A 14,155-nucleotide genomic window follows, 5' to 3' on the forward strand; every position below is an offset into this window, starting at 1 on the left:
GTTCCAAAGATTGCTGCCATGCCTGCCGTAGCCTGCGGGCGGCAGCAAGGTGTTGGCGGTGGATTTCTGCCAACGGTGCTTTGTGGTGGTTTGCTTGGCTCATTCCCCAACCCCCACGCCAATGGCGGTGCTGATTTCATCCAGCTTTGCCACCACCGCCATCGGGTGGTTTAATGCTGCGCAGTAACCTTCACGTTCTGGGTCAGTATCCCGTTCCCAGTGGGCTTCCCAGCCATCCTCACCTGCTGCAAACGTGTTGAACTGCCAGCTCTCACCAATGGGCTGGTAAAAGTTGGCTACCTCAAAGTCTGGCATTTCATGCTCATCATCTTCCCGGTATCCCTCGAATGCAGATTCTGCATACCGTGACAGCAACTTGGTGCTACAGGTAAAACGGCCTGCCTGCCCCCACTGCCAAGCCATGCATTGGCTAGCACAGCAACGGCCTTGGTGTGGTGGTTGGGTGAGGTGGCAGATTTTTTGTTCTGCCGCCGCTTCGGTGTGTGTGGTGATCCTGATCATGGTGCTCTCCTGTTATTGGTGTTTTTGGAAATATGCCCGTGCTTCCGGGCTTTCCCACTCGCTGGGGAGTGGCTTACGGCTCCAGCCGCGCAGTTCCTCGTTGCCATCGCTGTACAGTGCATACAGGTCAACCTTTACACCTGCGGGTGCTGCGTCAGCTTCTGCTTTCCACGCATCACCCGCTTGGGCAGCAGTGCCGGAGGTTTTTTTGACTTCAACCCCATCCTTGCGGATGAAGAATACGGTTATGGTGGGTGTCTCTGTCATCGGTGTTCTCCTACTCAAATGTGTTGTTGTGGTTAGTATGTTCATCTTGGATACATTAGTCAATACATGAAGTTTAATTCAGATACAAAAAAAGAACCGGATGCAGAAGCCATCGGTCAGCGCCTGCGGGAAGTGCGGATTGTTTTATATACCAGTAAAGGTATAATCACCGAATGGAAGAGCAGTACATAGAGAAACCCCTTGAGTGGGTAGGTAGTAGCTACAAAGACCTGATGGCCTTACCTAAGGATGTGCGCAGCTTTTTTGGCTTTGCATTAGGGTTGGCTCAAGCTGGCGAAAAGCATGATGACGCAAAGGTACTCAGGGGATTTGGTGGGGCAGGCGTTCTTGAGGTAGTTGAAAATGATGAGGCGGGAACTTACCGGGCTGTTTACACAGTTAAGTTCGAGGAAGCCGTGTTTGTCTTACATGCGTTCCAAAAAAAGAGTAAGCACGGGATAGCAACCCCTAAAGAAGACATTGAAATTATTCGCCATCGTTTGAAAGTGGCTGAAATAATGGCACAGGAGATGAGAAATGAAAAAACGGGTCATTGATGGTATTGAGGTATTACAAGGATCAGGCAATGTTTATGCCGATCTGGGCTTACCTGATGCTGAAAAACACAAAGTAAGGGCTGACTTGGCTATCCAGATCATCAAAGCCATGCGCCGCCTCAGCCTGACACAACAGGATGCAGCAAAACGTATGGGGCTTACCCAGCCCAAAGTTTCCGACCTGATGCGTGGTAATTTTACCAACCTGTCAGAACGGAAACTGATGGGATGCCTCAATCGGCTAGGTTATGACATTGAAATAACTGTAAAGCCTGCCGCATCCCAGTTTGGACATCTTGTGGTGGCTGCTGCTTGAAAGCAGCAGAATTTCAGCAACCACCCGAATCAAATTCCATTTGGTTGGTAAACGGGTTCAGTTTCATCTGTGCCTGAAAATGCACCGTGCGTCCATCGGAATAAGTTCGATAGCAATCACCATTGGTACATCGCGTTTTACAGGTGATGGTGTCATTTCCTTGAGGGGTATCACCATACAACTCTTTCATGATAGTTTTTTTAGTTTCATCTTCTAACAGCTTAAGGTTTCTCTTAGCTTCGGCATTGTTTTGCATGGCTGCCGAACTAAAAAGCTCCCGAGCTTTTTGCCGATCTTTTTTTATGCCTTTTCCATCTAAATACATTATTCCCAGATCATTTTGGGCAGTGGCAAGCCCTTGGTCAGCAGCCAATTTGTACCATTTGATAGCATCTGCATAAGTGAGAAACTCCTGTCCCCGCCTCATACATTTTTCCCAGATTGTGCTGAGCCAATGGATGACCTTGGGAAGCCGCTAGTTGATACCATTTTGCAGCTTTCTTCTGAGATACAGCAGTACCCTTACCCTCCGCATACATTGCACCTACTAACGATTGGGCTAATGGATGCCCCTTCTTGGCTGATTTCTCATACCAAATGAATGCTTGGGCATCTGACCGTGGAAGACCATCTCCATCTGCATATTGGTTTCCAAGATCAAATTCCCTTATTGCTTCTGCATTGCTGGAAATATCGGTATAAGCCTTGAATTTCGTTTTAAAATCATCAAAACTGGCATTGACTTGACTACAAGTTATGCACACTACAAGTGCCAAAAGAATCCTCAACATCACCCTTTCCCCTTCTCAAGATTTGCAATGACACGCTCTAAATAAGAGCGTGCATCTTTGAGCATCTCTAAATCTGTTGCGATAGCAGATGTATCTATTTGGTTACATTCCTCAGCATCTTCGCCATCCAGTAGCCAACCTAGGTTAGTGCCGAATTCTTGTCTTAGGCTTAAGAGCATTACAGCATCTGGCAGTCTCTTTCCGGCCTCACAACGCAGAACTGATTGCCGCTCAACTCCTAATTTTTCCGCAAATTCTACTTGAGTCAACCCCGCACTTGTCCGCACTTCCCGCAGGCGCTGACCGATGGCTTCTGCATCCGGTTCTTTTTTTGTATCTGAATTAAACTTCATGTATTGACTAATGTATCCAAGATGAACATACTAACCACAACAACACATTTGAGTAGGAGAACACCGATGGAAACCAGCATTACCCACCCAACCCTACGCACCCCCGAAGAGGTGCTTGCTTGGTTCCGCGCCGAAGGCATCAGCATTGTTGGCTGGTGCCGTAAATACGGCTTTAGCCGCAATGTCGTCAACAGCCTTTTGCACGGGGGGATGCCCGGTACACGCGGTCAGGCATATCTAGCAGCCATCGCGTTAGGGCTGAAAGCCGCGCCACAACCAGCACCAGCGGGCGAAACCAATGAATAATGCTACCACAACCCACCAAAACTACACCCCATTTTTGGCGCTGGCACAGGCGTTTAGCATTTCTGAGGCAGAACTACGGGAATCGCTCCTGCGCTGCATCCGTTTCCTGCCATCCCGTTTCCGGCTGATGCTGGCAGGAGGCAAGCCATGAAAACCAACGGCCAAAAACAACAAGCGTCACGCCTTGTGGCACTGACCAAGGAACAACACCAACTTGAACGCAAGCTGGTCAAGCTGAAACGGCAAGGGGCTGGCACTGGGGACAAGGGCAGCAAACCCAAAGGGGGCAAGACATGAAGCACTCCCCAGCACAGCACCCGCCCTGACCAAACAACCCATTAACTGACTGACTTTTCCCAAGAACAAAGGCTGAAAAACAGCCTGACGGGCAAGTTTTGCCTTTCACAAATGAAACGTACCAATAACAGACACAAGAAATAGGTAAGCACATGAACAAACGTACAACAGGGGACAAGATCGCGGACACATTGGCAGCAGCAACCTTGGCGGTGTGCCTCTTGGCAATCGCCTTCGGTGCTGGCAGGGCGGAAGCCGCAGAAGCTAACACCGGCACGGTGAACTTGGCAGCAACACTCAAGAATGCACCGGCTTTCCAGAAGGTCAGTTGGGTAGTAGTGAGGGGTAGGGACACGGTGAAAACCAGCCATGCCCATAGCCTGAGCCTTGATTTGGTGCCGGGAAATTACGAGGCACGGCTGGAATGCAACGGTAACAACCGCAGCCGCAGTTTTACCGTCAGCGTAGGCAGCAACAACAGCTTTGTGCTTGCCTGCGATTAGTTAGGGGGAAGAGGACATGAAACTGAAACTGATTTTTACCTCCCTACTGCTGTTGGCAGGGGCTACCCAAGCAGGGGAGCAAGAACCACTGGCAACAGAAAGTACCCCTTGGGGCGCTTATGCGGAAACCGATAGCGGCAATGACGCCAACCCTTACCAACAAGCGGCGCTGGCGTGCGGGGATCAAGAACCCGCAGCACTACAAGCCTGCATTACCCATTACCTTGAAGGAGAGTAACCATGAATACCGCTGCAAACCCTAAAACAAACGCACCAACCCATCCCCAGCCGCGTGCCGCCACGGGTGCTGCCGGGGCAAAACTGAAAACGTTCGGGACATTCGCCGCTGGCGGCTTGGTGAGTGCGGTCATCACCAGCGCACTCCTGCATGGCTGGGGGTCATGGGCCAGCAATGGCCTGAACCCGTTTGGGGATGGCGGCAAGTCCGCTTACAAGGATACCGATGCCCAAACAGGCACTGCCCCCAAAGCGGGGCTGGCTGTCAGGCCATCACCAGCGACCCCTGTGGTGGTGCTGGCAATGCTGCCCACCCCACCAGCGGCACAAGCAAGCAGGGCTGGGGTGGATGTTGGCTTTGTGCCAACCGTGCGCCAAACAGGGAAAACCACCCAGCCAGTGCTTGCCAGCGGTGAGGCACTTGCACAAGCCCCTGCGGTTGCCACTGTTGCCGCCCATAAACCAGCGGCACGCACGGGCAGCAAACCCGTAGCGGCAAGTGCCGCCGCTGGCAAAACGGGGGGTGGTGCTGCCAGTGGTGGCAACTGGATCACGGCACTGATGCCGGGTGAGGCCAAGTCCGCACCTTCCCCCTATTACTACGAATACACCGCCCCAAAAGGTGGCAAGGCCAGCACGGTGACACAACCAAAAGCAACCTTGCCTGCGGCAAGCGGCAATAACTGGGTGGCATCACTGATGGGCAACCAACCCATCAAACGGACAGCCGGACGGGCTTCCCCCTACCAGACAACCAGCACCGCACTCGGCTCCGCTGCCGGGGTGGGTGGCGACCGCCTGACAGGTGGTGGGACAGATAGCGTGTGGGCGAAGGGTGATTTTGATCTTAAACCTAAAGACCCCAACAAAAGCCGCCTCAGCGTCTGCCTTGAGAAGGGTGGGATGGTTTCCGGCTGCGTTACTGAGGATTTCTGAATGAAAAGCACAATGGATCAAACGCGGGTTAACCGCACTGTGTACTGGGTGGCTAAAGCCTTCGCCATCGCCATGCTGGCGGCTTACCTTGCGGCCTTAGGCATGGCGCTCCATACCTACGGGGCGGGTGATAAAAATGGGGCGCTGCTGTGGGCAGTGCTCATGCTGCTGCCCTTGGCACTGTTGTGGCTGGCTTCGGTGTTTGCCGCACCCTTTATCCGTGACCTTGACTGTGGCCATGGCCAAGGCCGGGATGCCCCCAAAACTACCCCCACCATGGAGGGCTAACCATGCCGAACCCACTTTCTGGCCTGTTCAGCCCCTTCTTGGGCTTGGTGCGCCTCACCAACGTGTTGGTGGCCTTGGGTGTGGCGGGCATTGCCACCAACATACTGGTTGGTGAAAAGACCCTGCACCTCCGTGCCACTTTTGGCCATAACGACACCCTCTATGGTTGGGCATTGGCATGGCTGGCAGTGTCGCTGCTGGTACAGGCGCTGGGCTGGTGCGACACCAGCCAGCAAGGCAAGCGGGGTTAGGCGGGCATGTGGCGCTTATTGACCATTGCGGTGTCGGGGTCATTGCTGGCTGTGCAAAACGCCAGCCCGGATTTTGCCGCCGTGCTGGCACGGCATGTCCAGAACACCCAAACCGCCATCGCACAGGATGATGCGCAGTACTTTTCCGATAAGGCCGATGTTGCGGCCGCTGTTACTACGGCTTTTGTGCTGTCCGCCGCTGATGCGGTGTCGTTTGCGGACTTTGCCCAAGAGCTTGGGGACATCCGTGCTGACCAAGAAGCGGATGCCAGCACGGCAACCCCACAGGCAACCGCACCCAAGATCACCCCGGTGACGGTCAGGGGCAACCTGCAAGGCAAGGGGCGGATCATTGCGGCGGCGGAAGCAGCAGGGCAGCAGGCTGGCTTGCCGCAGGGGTACATGGCGGCAATGGCGGTGATTGAGTCCAGCATCAACCCATCAGCCCGCCGCTGCCAACGCAATGGGTGCGACGGGGCGGTGGGGCTGTACCAGTTTGTGGGTGATACAGGGCGCAGGTATGGTTTGGTGACGGGCGGCGCAGACCACCGCACCAATGCCGCCGCCTCCATCCGTGCTGCGGCCCAATTGGCACGCGACAACCGCGCCGCATTGGTGCGGGCAGGCATCCCCATCACGGGTGCAAACCTTTACATGGCGCACCAGCAAGGCAGTGATGGCGCTATTGCCACTTACCGCCTTGCGCATGGTACGGGGCTGCGGGCTGGACGGGGATTGATGCACAACATTGGCAACAACTTGCCGGGCAACATCCGCAGGCAATACTTCAATGGCTTGCCCAACGGCAAGCACAAGTTTTGGGTGCTGAAACCGGGTGTCAGTGCAACACAGGCCGCCACGGCATTTTACCGCCATTGGGATGCCAACTATGCCCGTTTCGAGGCGGCAGTGAACCGGACATTTGCCGGGCAGTTACGCGAGGTGTGGGCATGAGCACCAACCAACAACCCCTTTTTAAACACATTGCCGGAGGGCATAACATGGAAATGGCACAAACAACAACCGACAAGAAAATACACCCTATCCTTTTCTCCGGGGAGATGGTACGTGCCATCCTGTCCGGGCAGAAAACCCAGACGCGGCGCGTATGCAAGCCAGCAGAAAAAGCGGGGCTTTCGTTCATAACAACGGCTGATGCTGGTGGTATGACACCGGAAACAAACGCAGACATAGCAACATGGGGTGATGAGGAAGGGGAAGTTATTTTTACTTGCCCTTACGGCAGGGTTGGTGATCGGCTGTGGGTACGTGAAGCATGGGCGTTGGGTGATGATGGCGAATATGCTTACCGTGCTGATTACCCTTATCCTGATGGGCGCTGGAAACCATCCATCCACATGCCACGCAAGGCAAGCCGTATCCTATTGGAAATTGAATCTGTCTGGGTGGAGCGTCTATGGGCAATCAGCAGTGCAGATTGCCGGGAGGAAGGTTGCCCCGGTGGGCATGGCTCAATTCCGGGCTACGGCTATAGCGCACAGCCCAAAGAGCATTATTTTTGGTTGTGGGACAAAATCAATGGCAAGGATGCCAGTAAGGCAAACCCGTGGGTATGGGCAATCCAGTTTTTACAGGTGCAGCCATGAGTGGGGACACCCTTGGAACCGCAACTGTTCCCACTGCCACCTGATGGGCAATGGGTGCAACAACTTCCTGCCATTAGTGAAGGCACGGGATTGCCCAGCCTATGACGATGGCACACAAGCCCAAGCTGACAGGGCAAAAGCCGAAATCAGCGTATTCATACACGGGGATGCAGGTGATGGCGGTGTGCAGCATCAGCAGCCACCGTGACACCGGCCTGAGCCACAAACCCTAACCACTTTCCAAACAAACAAGGCTGTTTTCAGCCTTACGGGCAAGTTTTGCCTGACAAAACTAACTGGAGACTAACCATCATGAACATGGTTGCTGTTTTTGACGAAGTTATCACCCGCAAGCCCGCCGCATCTGAGTGGCTGGCATGGGCTTGCCTGATGCGCCAAACATTTTGCTGGGGCAAGGTAGAGGATGACCTTGCCGACTCACGCTTGGACAAACTGACAGGCTTACGCCGTGACCGCACCCGCGTGGCAGTGCGCAAGGTCGTTGGGATGGGCTTGTTTGAAACAGCAGGCAAGGGCAAGTACGGTACGGTATACCGCATCCCAGAACGCTTTCTGGATGACAGCGGCTATATCGGTTTCAGTGCCAACATTGGGGCGAGTGAAACCGATGCTTACGCTTACCCGGAAGACGAGGGGGCCGCAGTACAGGTACAGGATGGCCTTGAGCCGGAACAGGAGGGCGCTTATGCGGCATTAGCAACCGAACATCAACAGTTACTGGCCCAATATGGACAGGCTCAGGAAACCATCCGGGCATTGGTGAACGCCACCCAAGACTTGGTGGAAACTAACCGTAAGTTGGTAAATGCCTTACCGGATTCTGGTAAACCTGACCAAGTTTTGGTAAATGCCTTACCAAGTTTGGGTGAGCCACGTACCAACTCTTGGTCAAACGCTCACCAAGACTTGGTAACAGACATTAATAAACCATTACATAACATAACCCCTACAAACCTAAACCCTGACAGTGGGGAAGAAGCCGAAGAAGTCCCAGAGCGTTGGCCTGAACACTGGGGACAGGTAGGGAAGGGGGGTGATGGTTTTCAGGCTTGGGAGGAATACGCAGCAATGCCAGCACCGTCGCCTGCCAAACTGGCAGCTCATGCCGTGCCAACCCCAGCAACGGGGACAGGAGTGGCAGGGATGGCTGCTGCCGCCCTGCAATACCCGCCAAGCCTGACGGCGGCAGAACGCACCGATGCACCAAAAAAGCTGGATGGCCTGCATCCCCAAGTGGCGCAGGAGGTATTGGATGCACTGGCATGGAAGTTGGCAAATGCCACGCCAGCCAAGCCCATAAAAAGCCCCATCGGGTTGTTGGTACACATCGCAAACAAGGCGCGTGAAGGCACGTTTGACCGCACCCCTGCGTTGGAATGGCGCAAGGGGCAGCAGGTGGTGCAGGCCAAACAGGATGGCATTACGCTGGTGGAGTTGAACAACTTGGCGGCTGAGATCAAGGAAACCCAACGGCTGTACAAGGCAAGTGGGCAGGAGGTGTTTTTTAAACAGGCCGAGGCGATGAAAGCCACGTATTTCCAAAAGCTGGACGTGTACAAGGCGGCACAGGCGGGTATAGGAATTTCCACCTTGACACAGGGGGCAAGCCATGGCTGAGCAACTGCTGGCAATCCCCACCAAGGAGGGGCTGGAAGCCATAAGGTTAGCAGGATTGGCACGCTTGGCAACAGGCAGGAAGACCGCTGCCAAGGCGTCCAAGGCGGAACTGCGAGCAATGCGGCGCACGAAGGCAGGTAGGCTGGCACTGGTCGGAGCCAAGAAGGCCGCTGCCAATACGGAACGCCCATCTGCGCAACTGAACCTGTTTGTGACCGACGTGCGGCTACCAAAATCCGCCCGTGAGCAGTATGTATCCATGCACGGTTACGGCCCTGAATGGGCGGGCAAGCACCTTGCCATGCGCCTCAATCGGCTGGGCGAAGTCCTCCAGCAGGATGGGTTCCGCAGTTCCCGCAAGCTCCGGCTGTGTAATGTCCCCGGCATCTGCTTCGCCATGCGGGTGAGGGATGGGGACAGCAAACCTTGAATGAAACAACAGGAGGCATTATGGGAATGGGATATGTAAGGAAAACATACAGCGTGCCAGCAAAACGGGGCGGACGTGTTGAATACACCGGATGCGGCAAGGCTGAGTTCGGGACAATAACTTCCGCATCGTCTGGGGGACACCTGAACATCAGGTTGGATAGGGTGAAACATGCCAAGCCGTTCCACCCAACGTGGAAATTGCGTTACTTATGAAGTGGCTACCCATAAACGGGCATGGATAAATTTTGTATATATCTGGTATTTTACTTAGCTGATTTTTGACCATAAACAAATGGAGTAATAACGATGAAAAAAACTGTACTTGCGGTACTTTTAATGAGTCTGGGCGGGTGCGCAACTAATGGTGACACGCTGATGGGGAGTCCCGTCCATTGGGGGGTTTTTGAGAAGGACATGAATAGGGTCATTGATTTAACAGATGGATATACGGGTGAACCAGCCTATATCCGTGTCAATTACGAAACCAATGTCCGTAACCCATCACAAATGTCACAAGCTGTACAAACAAACTTTACCCGCATTGGGAATATTGACCTAATGCAGAAGGGGCTTGTCGAAACAGACTATTTTGAAAATGATAAAGATAATATTGCGGCGACCGTCAAACCGGGAAAAACAATCCTGTATGCAAGATGTCGCCGCTACCTTGGGCAGGGGGCAACGCGGATCGGCCCATGGGGTGAACCACAACCGATCACAGAAGAACTTATTGCTGGCAACCTCTACACAGTCAATACTGATGAGATATATAGTGATGGCTGCCACCCCGTCATAGATACAAGGAAATTCAACTATACTCCGCCTACGAACCCGCCTGCGAAGTAACCCAATAAGGGAACCATGCCCGTGGGCATGGTTCCCCTTGGTCAGGAGTTGCCCGGCAATAACTGGCGTAACAAACCGATAACTTCTTCCTCATCCATATCAACGAAGCTGCCTATCAGGTGGGTGGGCATCCCATTTTCGTAGGCTTGCCGGATAAGTGCGTGACGCTCAGCTTCGCGGCCTTGCTCAATACCGCGCTCAATGCCTTGTTCAATGCCTTGTTTCAGCCCTTCCTCACGCCCCTTCACTTGACCGTCATGCAGTGCCTTTTCAATGGAGCCACGTTGCAGCCGGATGAAGTCATGGCGTTTTTCTTGCGCCTCCAGCTCATCCTCTGTCAACCCTGCCTTGTTGGCGATGCCGAATGCTTCATTGATGCACGGCTCCATCATCAATGTGTCGGGGATATAATCCAGCTTGCCCGCATTCTTGACGAAATACACCCACTTGTCGTGGATACCCTCCAGTGCTTCCAAGGGTGTATTAAACTTCGGCAACTCAATGAACACCAGTTCAAGATCGCCGCTATAGGAGGCTAAGGTTTGCTTCTCCAGCAAGCGGTAGTGGCTGAACACGTCTGGTTGGTCGGGGAACATCACAAAGTCGGTCAATGTTAAGGCAACGACCGGATTCAGCAGGTGGTATTTCTCACCCCTGCCCAGTTGTGCAGAATAGGCTTTGGCAGCGTTGTACAGGACACGCTTCTCAAACCCATCCACATTCAGCACCTGCATTTCAATGATCACCGTTTGCCCGTTGGCAAGGACAGCCTTCACGTCCACATAAGTGTCCTTCATGCCTTTGATGGCTGGGGCTTGGTAGGGGTCGATAATGGTCAGGTCGGTGATTGCCCCATCGCCTGAGTATTCCAGCAGCGCGTTGAGGAAATTGATCAGGATCGGCTTGCTTTGCTCACTGCCGAACACTTTCTTGAAGGCGAAATCCGTCTTGACATCGAGGAAGCGCATGGGACACCTGTAATTTTGTCATGGTCAATGCCCCGATTATAGCGGGATGCTGCTCAAATGTGTGTTGTTGTGTTTGCCTCCCGCGCCCTAGCGCGGCTTCACCCCACAAAAACCTTGGGTTTTAGCATGGCAAGCACTTGGATTTTTTGCGCTGTGTGCTACATTTGCCCACATGAGCATGGACAGATTCCCCGCACCAAAAAGATTCGCCACCACCCTAAGCCTGAAAGCCAGCAGGAAACCTGACCCTGTGCCAGAATCCCCAGCACCTGTTGCAGCACCCCCAGTCCCATTCCCACCCGCAAAGCCGAAGAAACAGAAACCTGTTGCAGCGGGACAGGAAGCTGTTGCACCCAAGCAGGGGGAACCACCACACCAGCCACCGTACCAACCACGCGCATCGGATGATGCCGCCACTCAACTGGCGGAATGGCTGGGCCAGCATTCGGCTGTTTGGCATGACTTCCAACCGCTTAATATCGGCGTGATCAGTGAGGTTTACGCCTTGTTGGCAGCAGATGGGCTGCAAGACACATACTCAAAGCGCGTGATCCACAAGGCTCTGCATTGGCATACATCGCGGGCCTCTTACTTGCGCAACCTGCTGTCACAGCCACACCGCTACAGCTTGGCGGGGCAGGTCGGCGGGGAGGTGGCGCAGGAACAGCGGGAACATGCAGGAGCGGTGCTTGATGGGCGCAAGGGTAGGAAGGAGAGGAAAAGGCAGGCACACCAGCCAGCCCCACCTATACTCTAGGAAGGGTATAGGGCCTTGAAGGAATAGGACAACACATACCATTAACCCTATGGGGGAAAATGCCCCACTTTGAGGATTGTGTGTATGTTGTTAGAATCATTGGAAGATTTGCTGGCATTGTATGTCAGGGAGCGTGACCCGTCAGAAGCCATGGAACGCCAGTTGGGTGTTGTTTTGCGTTCATTTCGCGGCTTTTCCAAGGTTAGCCGACTGGAGGAAATTCGGCGTGACAACCTGATAGATTGGCGGAACCACTTGTTAAAGAAACGTAAGGTCAGTGTGGCAACGTGGAATAACTACTTGCGCCATATCAAAGTGCTCTTCAATTTTGCTAAGGAGAATGGATGGGGAGACGGGCAATGCCTAAAAGGCATTAAGCGGCTACCTGAGCAGAAGCGGCGAAAACGTACTGTCAGCGAAGATGAGATCGGGCAGGTGTTGGTGTATTTGCGCCACCCGGATCAGCAATTTATGCCCGGTTGGTTTTGGGAGACTGTTTGTAAGGCGCTGTATTATTCTGGTATCAGAAGGCGTCAGTTGGTCGGTTTACTGTGGCAGGATATTGATTGGTGCGAAAATACAGTCAGGTTGTGTGCTGACACCAGCAAGACCCGGACAGAATGGCTAATACCGATGGTTTCCTCTTTGCAGGAGATTCTGGTTGAACTTAAGGGAGTGATGGAGCATAAGTTGGGGCGGCGATGCTTGCCGACTGAGCAGATTTTTAATGTCACTTTGTTTAACCCGAACTATAAGGCTAAAAATATGATGGTTGACCATGTGTCGGCTGCTTTCCGTAGGGTCAGGGAGCAGACTGGGGTTAACGTCAGTGCGCACTGTTTCCGCCACACCTTTGCCTCACAACTTGCAAAGCAGGGGAGGATCAAAGAGTTGCAGCAGGTGATGGGGCATACGGATGTACGGACAACGCTGGGATATGTGCAGCCGGACATGAAGGGCATGGCTGAGTTGCTGTCGGGCTTGGCAAATATCTGACTTGGTTTTGCGTATCGGTAAGAATATAGGTTGTTGCTGGTGCGCAAACCTTATACTATCCATGCAGTTAGCCAGCCACAACTATCAGGCCGCTGTAATGGCTACTACTTGGAAGTGGCGGGTAGAAAATACTTGCAATACAGGAAGGAAAATAGCAAAGTGGGTGTAGCTTTTGAGTCAGTCGCAACTATCAAGCCGCTGTAATGGCTGTTTAAGCTGTATTGACCATGCTGATAATCGCTGAAAGGAGAGCTGATACCGGGGTGTCACCTGTATCAGCGTTTTTCGTACCATAAACCATAGGCAGTAACGAAAGAATGACCAAGCCAGAGTATAACCCTTGACCCAAGGTTGCTACAACTACTAAGCCGTTGTAATGGCTTTTAGATTTGGTGCCGGCACCAAGAGTCGAACTCGGGACCTACTGATTACAAGTCAGTTGCTCTACCAACTGAGCTATACCGGCTAAGAGAGGCGAATTCTATACAAAGGTTTTTTTGTTGGCAAGCATTTTCCGTTAATCAGACGACAAACGGGACTGAAATTTTCTGCCCGCAAACGCTGCCAGCATCCCACGCAAAATATTCATCTCGCTGACTGTCACGCTGGCACGCCCGAACAAGCGCCGCAGCCGCCGCATCAGCAAACGTGGGTTCTCTGGGTCAAGGAAGCGGGCATCAATCATCGACTGTTCCAAGTGCGTGTAGAAGCCTTCCAACGCCTCTGCATTCGCCAGTGCCTCATCAGGATCAACCGCCGCCATAGGCTGGGAATGTGTTGCCAACCTAACCGCTGTTGCACACTCGTAAGCTAACACTTGAATCGCCATCGCAATATTCAGCGATAGGAAATCAAATGCCATCGGTATATGTACCAGCGTATTGCAATGATCCAATTCTTCATTGGTCAAACCCGTGCGTTCACGTCCGAATACCAACGCGATTTTCTTCTGCTGCGGCAACTGTTCAGCGACGAATGTACCGCATTCCCGCGCATCCATCTGCGGCCATTGCAGGGTGCGTTCGGAACGTGCACTTGCTCCAATCGCGATTTGGCAATCGGCAAGTGCATCTTGTAAAGTCGGTACGATTTGCGCCTGTTCAATAATGTCGTTCGCACCAGAGGCTAAAGCAAAGGTTTCCTGTGAAAACGGTTTGCGCGGTGTCACCAAACGCAAATCTTTAATCCCCATGACTTTCATGGCACGTGCTGCCGAGCCAATATTGCCGGGGTGCGAAGTTTCCACCATGACGATGCGCAGGTTTTCTAAGGCAGGTGTATACATGC

25 protein-coding genes and 1 tRNA gene are annotated in these 14,155 nt (G+C 53.1%); 18 read left to right on the forward strand and 8 right to left on the reverse strand.

All coding sequences use genetic code 11. The annotated features are described in order from the left end of the window. Positions 1–99: 99 nt before the first annotated feature. Positions 100–522 (reverse strand): hypothetical protein, encoded by a 423-nt coding sequence (locus tag PHE17_RS16330; RefSeq protein WP_301016970.1) that lies wholly within the window; start codon positions 520–522, stop codon positions 100–102. 12 nt (positions 523–534) lie between these two features. After that, entirely contained in the window at positions 535–789 is a 255-nt protein-coding gene (locus PHE17_RS16335; protein ID WP_301016971.1) for a hypothetical protein, read from the reverse strand. Positions 790–962: 173 nt separating this feature from the next. Between PHE17_RS16335 and PHE17_RS16340 the strand changes: the two genes are divergently transcribed. Both PHE17_RS16340 and PHE17_RS16345 read left to right on the forward strand, forming a co-directional pair. After that, on the forward strand, positions 963–1,346 hold the full coding sequence (locus PHE17_RS16340) for a type II toxin-antitoxin system RelE/ParE family toxin (protein ID WP_301016972.1): 384 nt from the start codon (positions 963–965) through the stop codon (positions 1,344–1,346). Further along, the gene (locus PHE17_RS16345; RefSeq protein WP_301016973.1) at positions 1,327–1,662 is read left to right on the forward strand and encodes a helix-turn-helix transcriptional regulator; all 336 of its coding nucleotides are present in this window, start codon (positions 1,327–1,329) and stop codon (positions 1,660–1,662) included. Before PHE17_RS16340 ends, PHE17_RS16345 begins: the two co-directional genes overlap by 20 nt. Positions 1,663–1,675: 13 nt before the next feature. On the opposite strand, the gene PHE17_RS16350 is transcribed toward PHE17_RS16345, so the two are convergent. From PHE17_RS16350 to PHE17_RS16360, 3 genes are read right to left on the reverse strand one after another with little or no spacing between them, the layout of a single operon-like run. Continuing rightward, a complete protein-coding gene (locus tag PHE17_RS16350) occupies positions 1,676–2,035 on the reverse strand; it encodes a hypothetical protein (RefSeq protein ID WP_301016974.1) in 360 nt (119 codons plus the stop codon). Further along, a complete protein-coding gene (locus tag PHE17_RS16355; RefSeq protein WP_301016975.1) occupies positions 2,025–2,453 on the reverse strand; it encodes a tetratricopeptide repeat protein in 429 nt (142 codons plus the stop codon). Before PHE17_RS16355 ends, PHE17_RS16350 begins: the two co-directional genes overlap by 11 nt. Beyond that, a complete protein-coding gene (locus tag PHE17_RS16360) occupies positions 2,453–2,806 on the reverse strand; it encodes a helix-turn-helix transcriptional regulator (protein WP_301016976.1) in 354 nt (117 codons plus the stop codon). Before PHE17_RS16360 ends, PHE17_RS16355 begins: the two co-directional genes overlap by 1 nt. A gap of 66 nt (positions 2,807–2,872) precedes the next feature. Between PHE17_RS16360 and PHE17_RS16365 the strand changes: the two genes are divergently transcribed. The 14 genes from PHE17_RS16365 (at position 2,873) to PHE17_RS16430 (ending at position 10,147) form a co-directional block, all read left to right on the forward strand. After that, on the forward strand, positions 2,873–3,112 hold the full coding sequence (locus PHE17_RS16365; protein WP_301016977.1) for a hypothetical protein: 240 nt from the start codon (positions 2,873–2,875) through the stop codon (positions 3,110–3,112). Next, on the forward strand, positions 3,105–3,263 hold the full coding sequence (locus tag PHE17_RS16370; protein WP_301016978.1) for a hypothetical protein: 159 nt from the start codon (positions 3,105–3,107) through the stop codon (positions 3,261–3,263). The genes PHE17_RS16365 and PHE17_RS16370 overlap by 8 nt, the downstream gene beginning before the upstream one ends. Continuing rightward, the gene (locus PHE17_RS16375; protein WP_301016979.1) at positions 3,260–3,409 is read left to right on the forward strand and encodes a hypothetical protein; all 150 of its coding nucleotides are present in this window, start codon (positions 3,260–3,262) and stop codon (positions 3,407–3,409) included. Before PHE17_RS16370 ends, PHE17_RS16375 begins: the two co-directional genes overlap by 4 nt. A gap of 152 nt (positions 3,410–3,561) precedes the next feature. Next, the gene (locus tag PHE17_RS16380; protein ID WP_301016980.1) at positions 3,562–3,912 is read left to right on the forward strand and encodes a hypothetical protein; all 351 of its coding nucleotides are present in this window, start codon (positions 3,562–3,564) and stop codon (positions 3,910–3,912) included. Positions 3,913–3,928: 16 nt separating this feature from the next. Next, the gene (locus PHE17_RS16385) at positions 3,929–4,150 is read left to right on the forward strand and encodes a hypothetical protein (RefSeq protein WP_301016981.1); all 222 of its coding nucleotides are present in this window, start codon (positions 3,929–3,931) and stop codon (positions 4,148–4,150) included. 2 nt (positions 4,151–4,152) lie between these two features. After that, the gene (locus PHE17_RS16390) at positions 4,153–5,085 is read left to right on the forward strand and encodes a hypothetical protein (protein ID WP_301016982.1); all 933 of its coding nucleotides are present in this window, start codon (positions 4,153–4,155) and stop codon (positions 5,083–5,085) included. Continuing rightward, positions 5,086–5,373, forward strand: a complete 288-nt coding sequence (locus tag PHE17_RS16395; protein WP_301016983.1) for a hypothetical protein — start codon at positions 5,086–5,088, stop codon at positions 5,371–5,373. A 2-nt stretch (positions 5,374–5,375) separates the two neighbouring features. Further along, positions 5,376–5,624 carry a hypothetical protein gene (locus tag PHE17_RS16400; protein WP_301016984.1) on the forward strand — a complete coding sequence of 83 codons (249 nt, stop codon included), beginning with the start codon at positions 5,376–5,378 and terminating at the stop codon, positions 5,622–5,624. 6 nt (positions 5,625–5,630) lie between these two features. After that, positions 5,631–6,578 (forward strand): transglycosylase SLT domain-containing protein, encoded by a 948-nt coding sequence (locus PHE17_RS16405; protein WP_301016985.1) that lies wholly within the window; start codon positions 5,631–5,633, stop codon positions 6,576–6,578. Continuing rightward, on the forward strand, positions 6,575–7,231 hold the full coding sequence (locus PHE17_RS16410; protein ID WP_301016986.1) for a hypothetical protein: 657 nt from the start codon (positions 6,575–6,577) through the stop codon (positions 7,229–7,231). Before PHE17_RS16405 ends, PHE17_RS16410 begins: the two co-directional genes overlap by 4 nt. A 101-nt stretch (positions 7,232–7,332) precedes the next feature. Then, on the forward strand, positions 7,333–7,464 hold the full coding sequence (locus PHE17_RS16415; RefSeq protein ID WP_301016987.1) for a hypothetical protein: 132 nt from the start codon (positions 7,333–7,335) through the stop codon (positions 7,462–7,464). A gap of 79 nt (positions 7,465–7,543) precedes the next feature. Further along, a complete protein-coding gene (locus PHE17_RS16420) occupies positions 7,544–8,869 on the forward strand; it encodes a hypothetical protein (RefSeq protein ID WP_301016988.1) in 1,326 nt (441 codons plus the stop codon). Continuing rightward, positions 8,862–9,299: a hypothetical protein gene (locus PHE17_RS16425; RefSeq protein ID WP_301016989.1), complete on the forward strand. Its 438-nt coding sequence runs from the start codon at positions 8,862–8,864 to the stop codon at positions 9,297–9,299. The genes PHE17_RS16420 and PHE17_RS16425 overlap by 8 nt, the downstream gene beginning before the upstream one ends. Positions 9,300–9,607: 308 nt before the next feature. Next, entirely contained in the window at positions 9,608–10,147 is a 540-nt protein-coding gene (locus PHE17_RS16430) for a hypothetical protein (RefSeq protein ID WP_301016990.1), read from the forward strand. 41 nt (positions 10,148–10,188) lie between these two features. On the opposite strand, the gene PHE17_RS16435 is transcribed toward PHE17_RS16430, so the two are convergent. After that, the gene (locus PHE17_RS16435) at positions 10,189–11,115 is read right to left on the reverse strand and encodes an Rpn family recombination-promoting nuclease/putative transposase (protein ID WP_301016991.1); all 927 of its coding nucleotides are present in this window, start codon (positions 11,113–11,115) and stop codon (positions 10,189–10,191) included. Between the two features lie 172 nt (positions 11,116–11,287). Here PHE17_RS16435 and PHE17_RS16440 point away from each other — a divergent pair, with 172 nt between their 5' ends. Next, positions 11,288–11,872, forward strand: a complete 585-nt coding sequence (locus tag PHE17_RS16440) for a ProQ/FINO family protein (RefSeq protein ID WP_301016992.1) — start codon at positions 11,288–11,290, stop codon at positions 11,870–11,872. Positions 11,873–11,956: 84 nt separating this feature from the next. Continuing rightward, positions 11,957–12,868 carry a site-specific integrase gene (locus PHE17_RS16445; RefSeq protein ID WP_301016993.1) on the forward strand — a complete coding sequence of 304 codons (912 nt, stop codon included), beginning with the start codon at positions 11,957–11,959 and terminating at the stop codon, positions 12,866–12,868. A 390-nt stretch (positions 12,869–13,258) separates the two neighbouring features. Here the strand turns inward: PHE17_RS16445 and PHE17_RS16450 are convergent. Continuing rightward, positions 13,259–13,334, reverse strand: a tRNA-Thr gene (locus PHE17_RS16450). 51 nt (positions 13,335–13,385) lie between these two features. Further along, positions 13,386–14,153: an RNA methyltransferase gene (locus tag PHE17_RS16455; RefSeq protein WP_301016994.1), complete on the reverse strand. Its 768-nt coding sequence runs from the start codon at positions 14,151–14,153 to the stop codon at positions 13,386–13,388. Positions 14,154–14,155 lie beyond the last annotated feature (2 nt).

The sequence above is a fragment of the Thiothrix sp. genome (assembly GCF_028714775.1).
Taxonomy (GTDB): domain Bacteria; phylum Pseudomonadota; class Gammaproteobacteria; order Thiotrichales; family Thiotrichaceae; genus Thiothrix.

Coding starts and splice junctions, on each gene's coding strand:
- PHE17_RS16330 (WP_301016970.1), bottom strand. CDS start 522: ATGATCAGGATCACCACACACACCGAAGCGGCGGCAGAACAAAAAATC.
- PHE17_RS16335 (WP_301016971.1), bottom strand. CDS start 789: ATGACAGAGACACCCACCATAACCGTATTCTTCATCCGCAAGGATGGG.
- PHE17_RS16340 (WP_301016972.1), top strand. CDS start 963: ATGGAAGAGCAGTACATAGAGAAACCCCTTGAGTGGGTAGGTAGTAGC.
- PHE17_RS16345 (WP_301016973.1), top strand. CDS start 1,327: ATGAAAAAACGGGTCATTGATGGTATTGAGGTATTACAAGGATCAGGC.
- PHE17_RS16355 (WP_301016975.1), bottom strand. CDS start 2,453: ATGTTGAGGATTCTTTTGGCACTTGTAGTGTGCATAACTTGTAGTCAA.
- PHE17_RS16360 (WP_301016976.1), bottom strand. CDS start 2,806: ATGAAGTTTAATTCAGATACAAAAAAAGAACCGGATGCAGAAGCCATC.
- PHE17_RS16365 (WP_301016977.1), top strand. CDS start 2,873: ATGGAAACCAGCATTACCCACCCAACCCTACGCACCCCCGAAGAGGTG.
- PHE17_RS16370 (WP_301016978.1), top strand. CDS start 3,105: ATGAATAATGCTACCACAACCCACCAAAACTACACCCCATTTTTGGCG.
- PHE17_RS16375 (WP_301016979.1), top strand. CDS start 3,260: ATGAAAACCAACGGCCAAAAACAACAAGCGTCACGCCTTGTGGCACTG.
- PHE17_RS16380 (WP_301016980.1), top strand. CDS start 3,562: ATGAACAAACGTACAACAGGGGACAAGATCGCGGACACATTGGCAGCA.
- PHE17_RS16385 (WP_301016981.1), top strand. CDS start 3,929: ATGAAACTGAAACTGATTTTTACCTCCCTACTGCTGTTGGCAGGGGCT.
- PHE17_RS16390 (WP_301016982.1), top strand. CDS start 4,153: ATGAATACCGCTGCAAACCCTAAAACAAACGCACCAACCCATCCCCAG.
- PHE17_RS16395 (WP_301016983.1), top strand. CDS start 5,086: ATGAAAAGCACAATGGATCAAACGCGGGTTAACCGCACTGTGTACTGG.
- PHE17_RS16400 (WP_301016984.1), top strand. CDS start 5,376: ATGCCGAACCCACTTTCTGGCCTGTTCAGCCCCTTCTTGGGCTTGGTG.
- PHE17_RS16405 (WP_301016985.1), top strand. CDS start 5,631: ATGTGGCGCTTATTGACCATTGCGGTGTCGGGGTCATTGCTGGCTGTG.
- PHE17_RS16410 (WP_301016986.1), top strand. CDS start 6,575: ATGAGCACCAACCAACAACCCCTTTTTAAACACATTGCCGGAGGGCAT.
- PHE17_RS16415 (WP_301016987.1), top strand. CDS start 7,333: ATGACGATGGCACACAAGCCCAAGCTGACAGGGCAAAAGCCGAAATCA.
- PHE17_RS16420 (WP_301016988.1), top strand. CDS start 7,544: ATGAACATGGTTGCTGTTTTTGACGAAGTTATCACCCGCAAGCCCGCC.
- PHE17_RS16425 (WP_301016989.1), top strand. CDS start 8,862: ATGGCTGAGCAACTGCTGGCAATCCCCACCAAGGAGGGGCTGGAAGCC.
- PHE17_RS16430 (WP_301016990.1), top strand. CDS start 9,608: ATGAAAAAAACTGTACTTGCGGTACTTTTAATGAGTCTGGGCGGGTGC.
- PHE17_RS16435 (WP_301016991.1), bottom strand. CDS start 11,115: ATGCGCTTCCTCGATGTCAAGACGGATTTCGCCTTCAAGAAAGTGTTC.
- PHE17_RS16440 (WP_301016992.1), top strand. CDS start 11,288: ATGAGCATGGACAGATTCCCCGCACCAAAAAGATTCGCCACCACCCTA.
- PHE17_RS16445 (WP_301016993.1), top strand. CDS start 11,957: ATGTTGTTAGAATCATTGGAAGATTTGCTGGCATTGTATGTCAGGGAG.
- PHE17_RS16455 (WP_301016994.1), bottom strand. CDS start 14,153: ATGTATACACCTGCCTTAGAAAACCTGCGCATCGTCATGGTGGAAACT.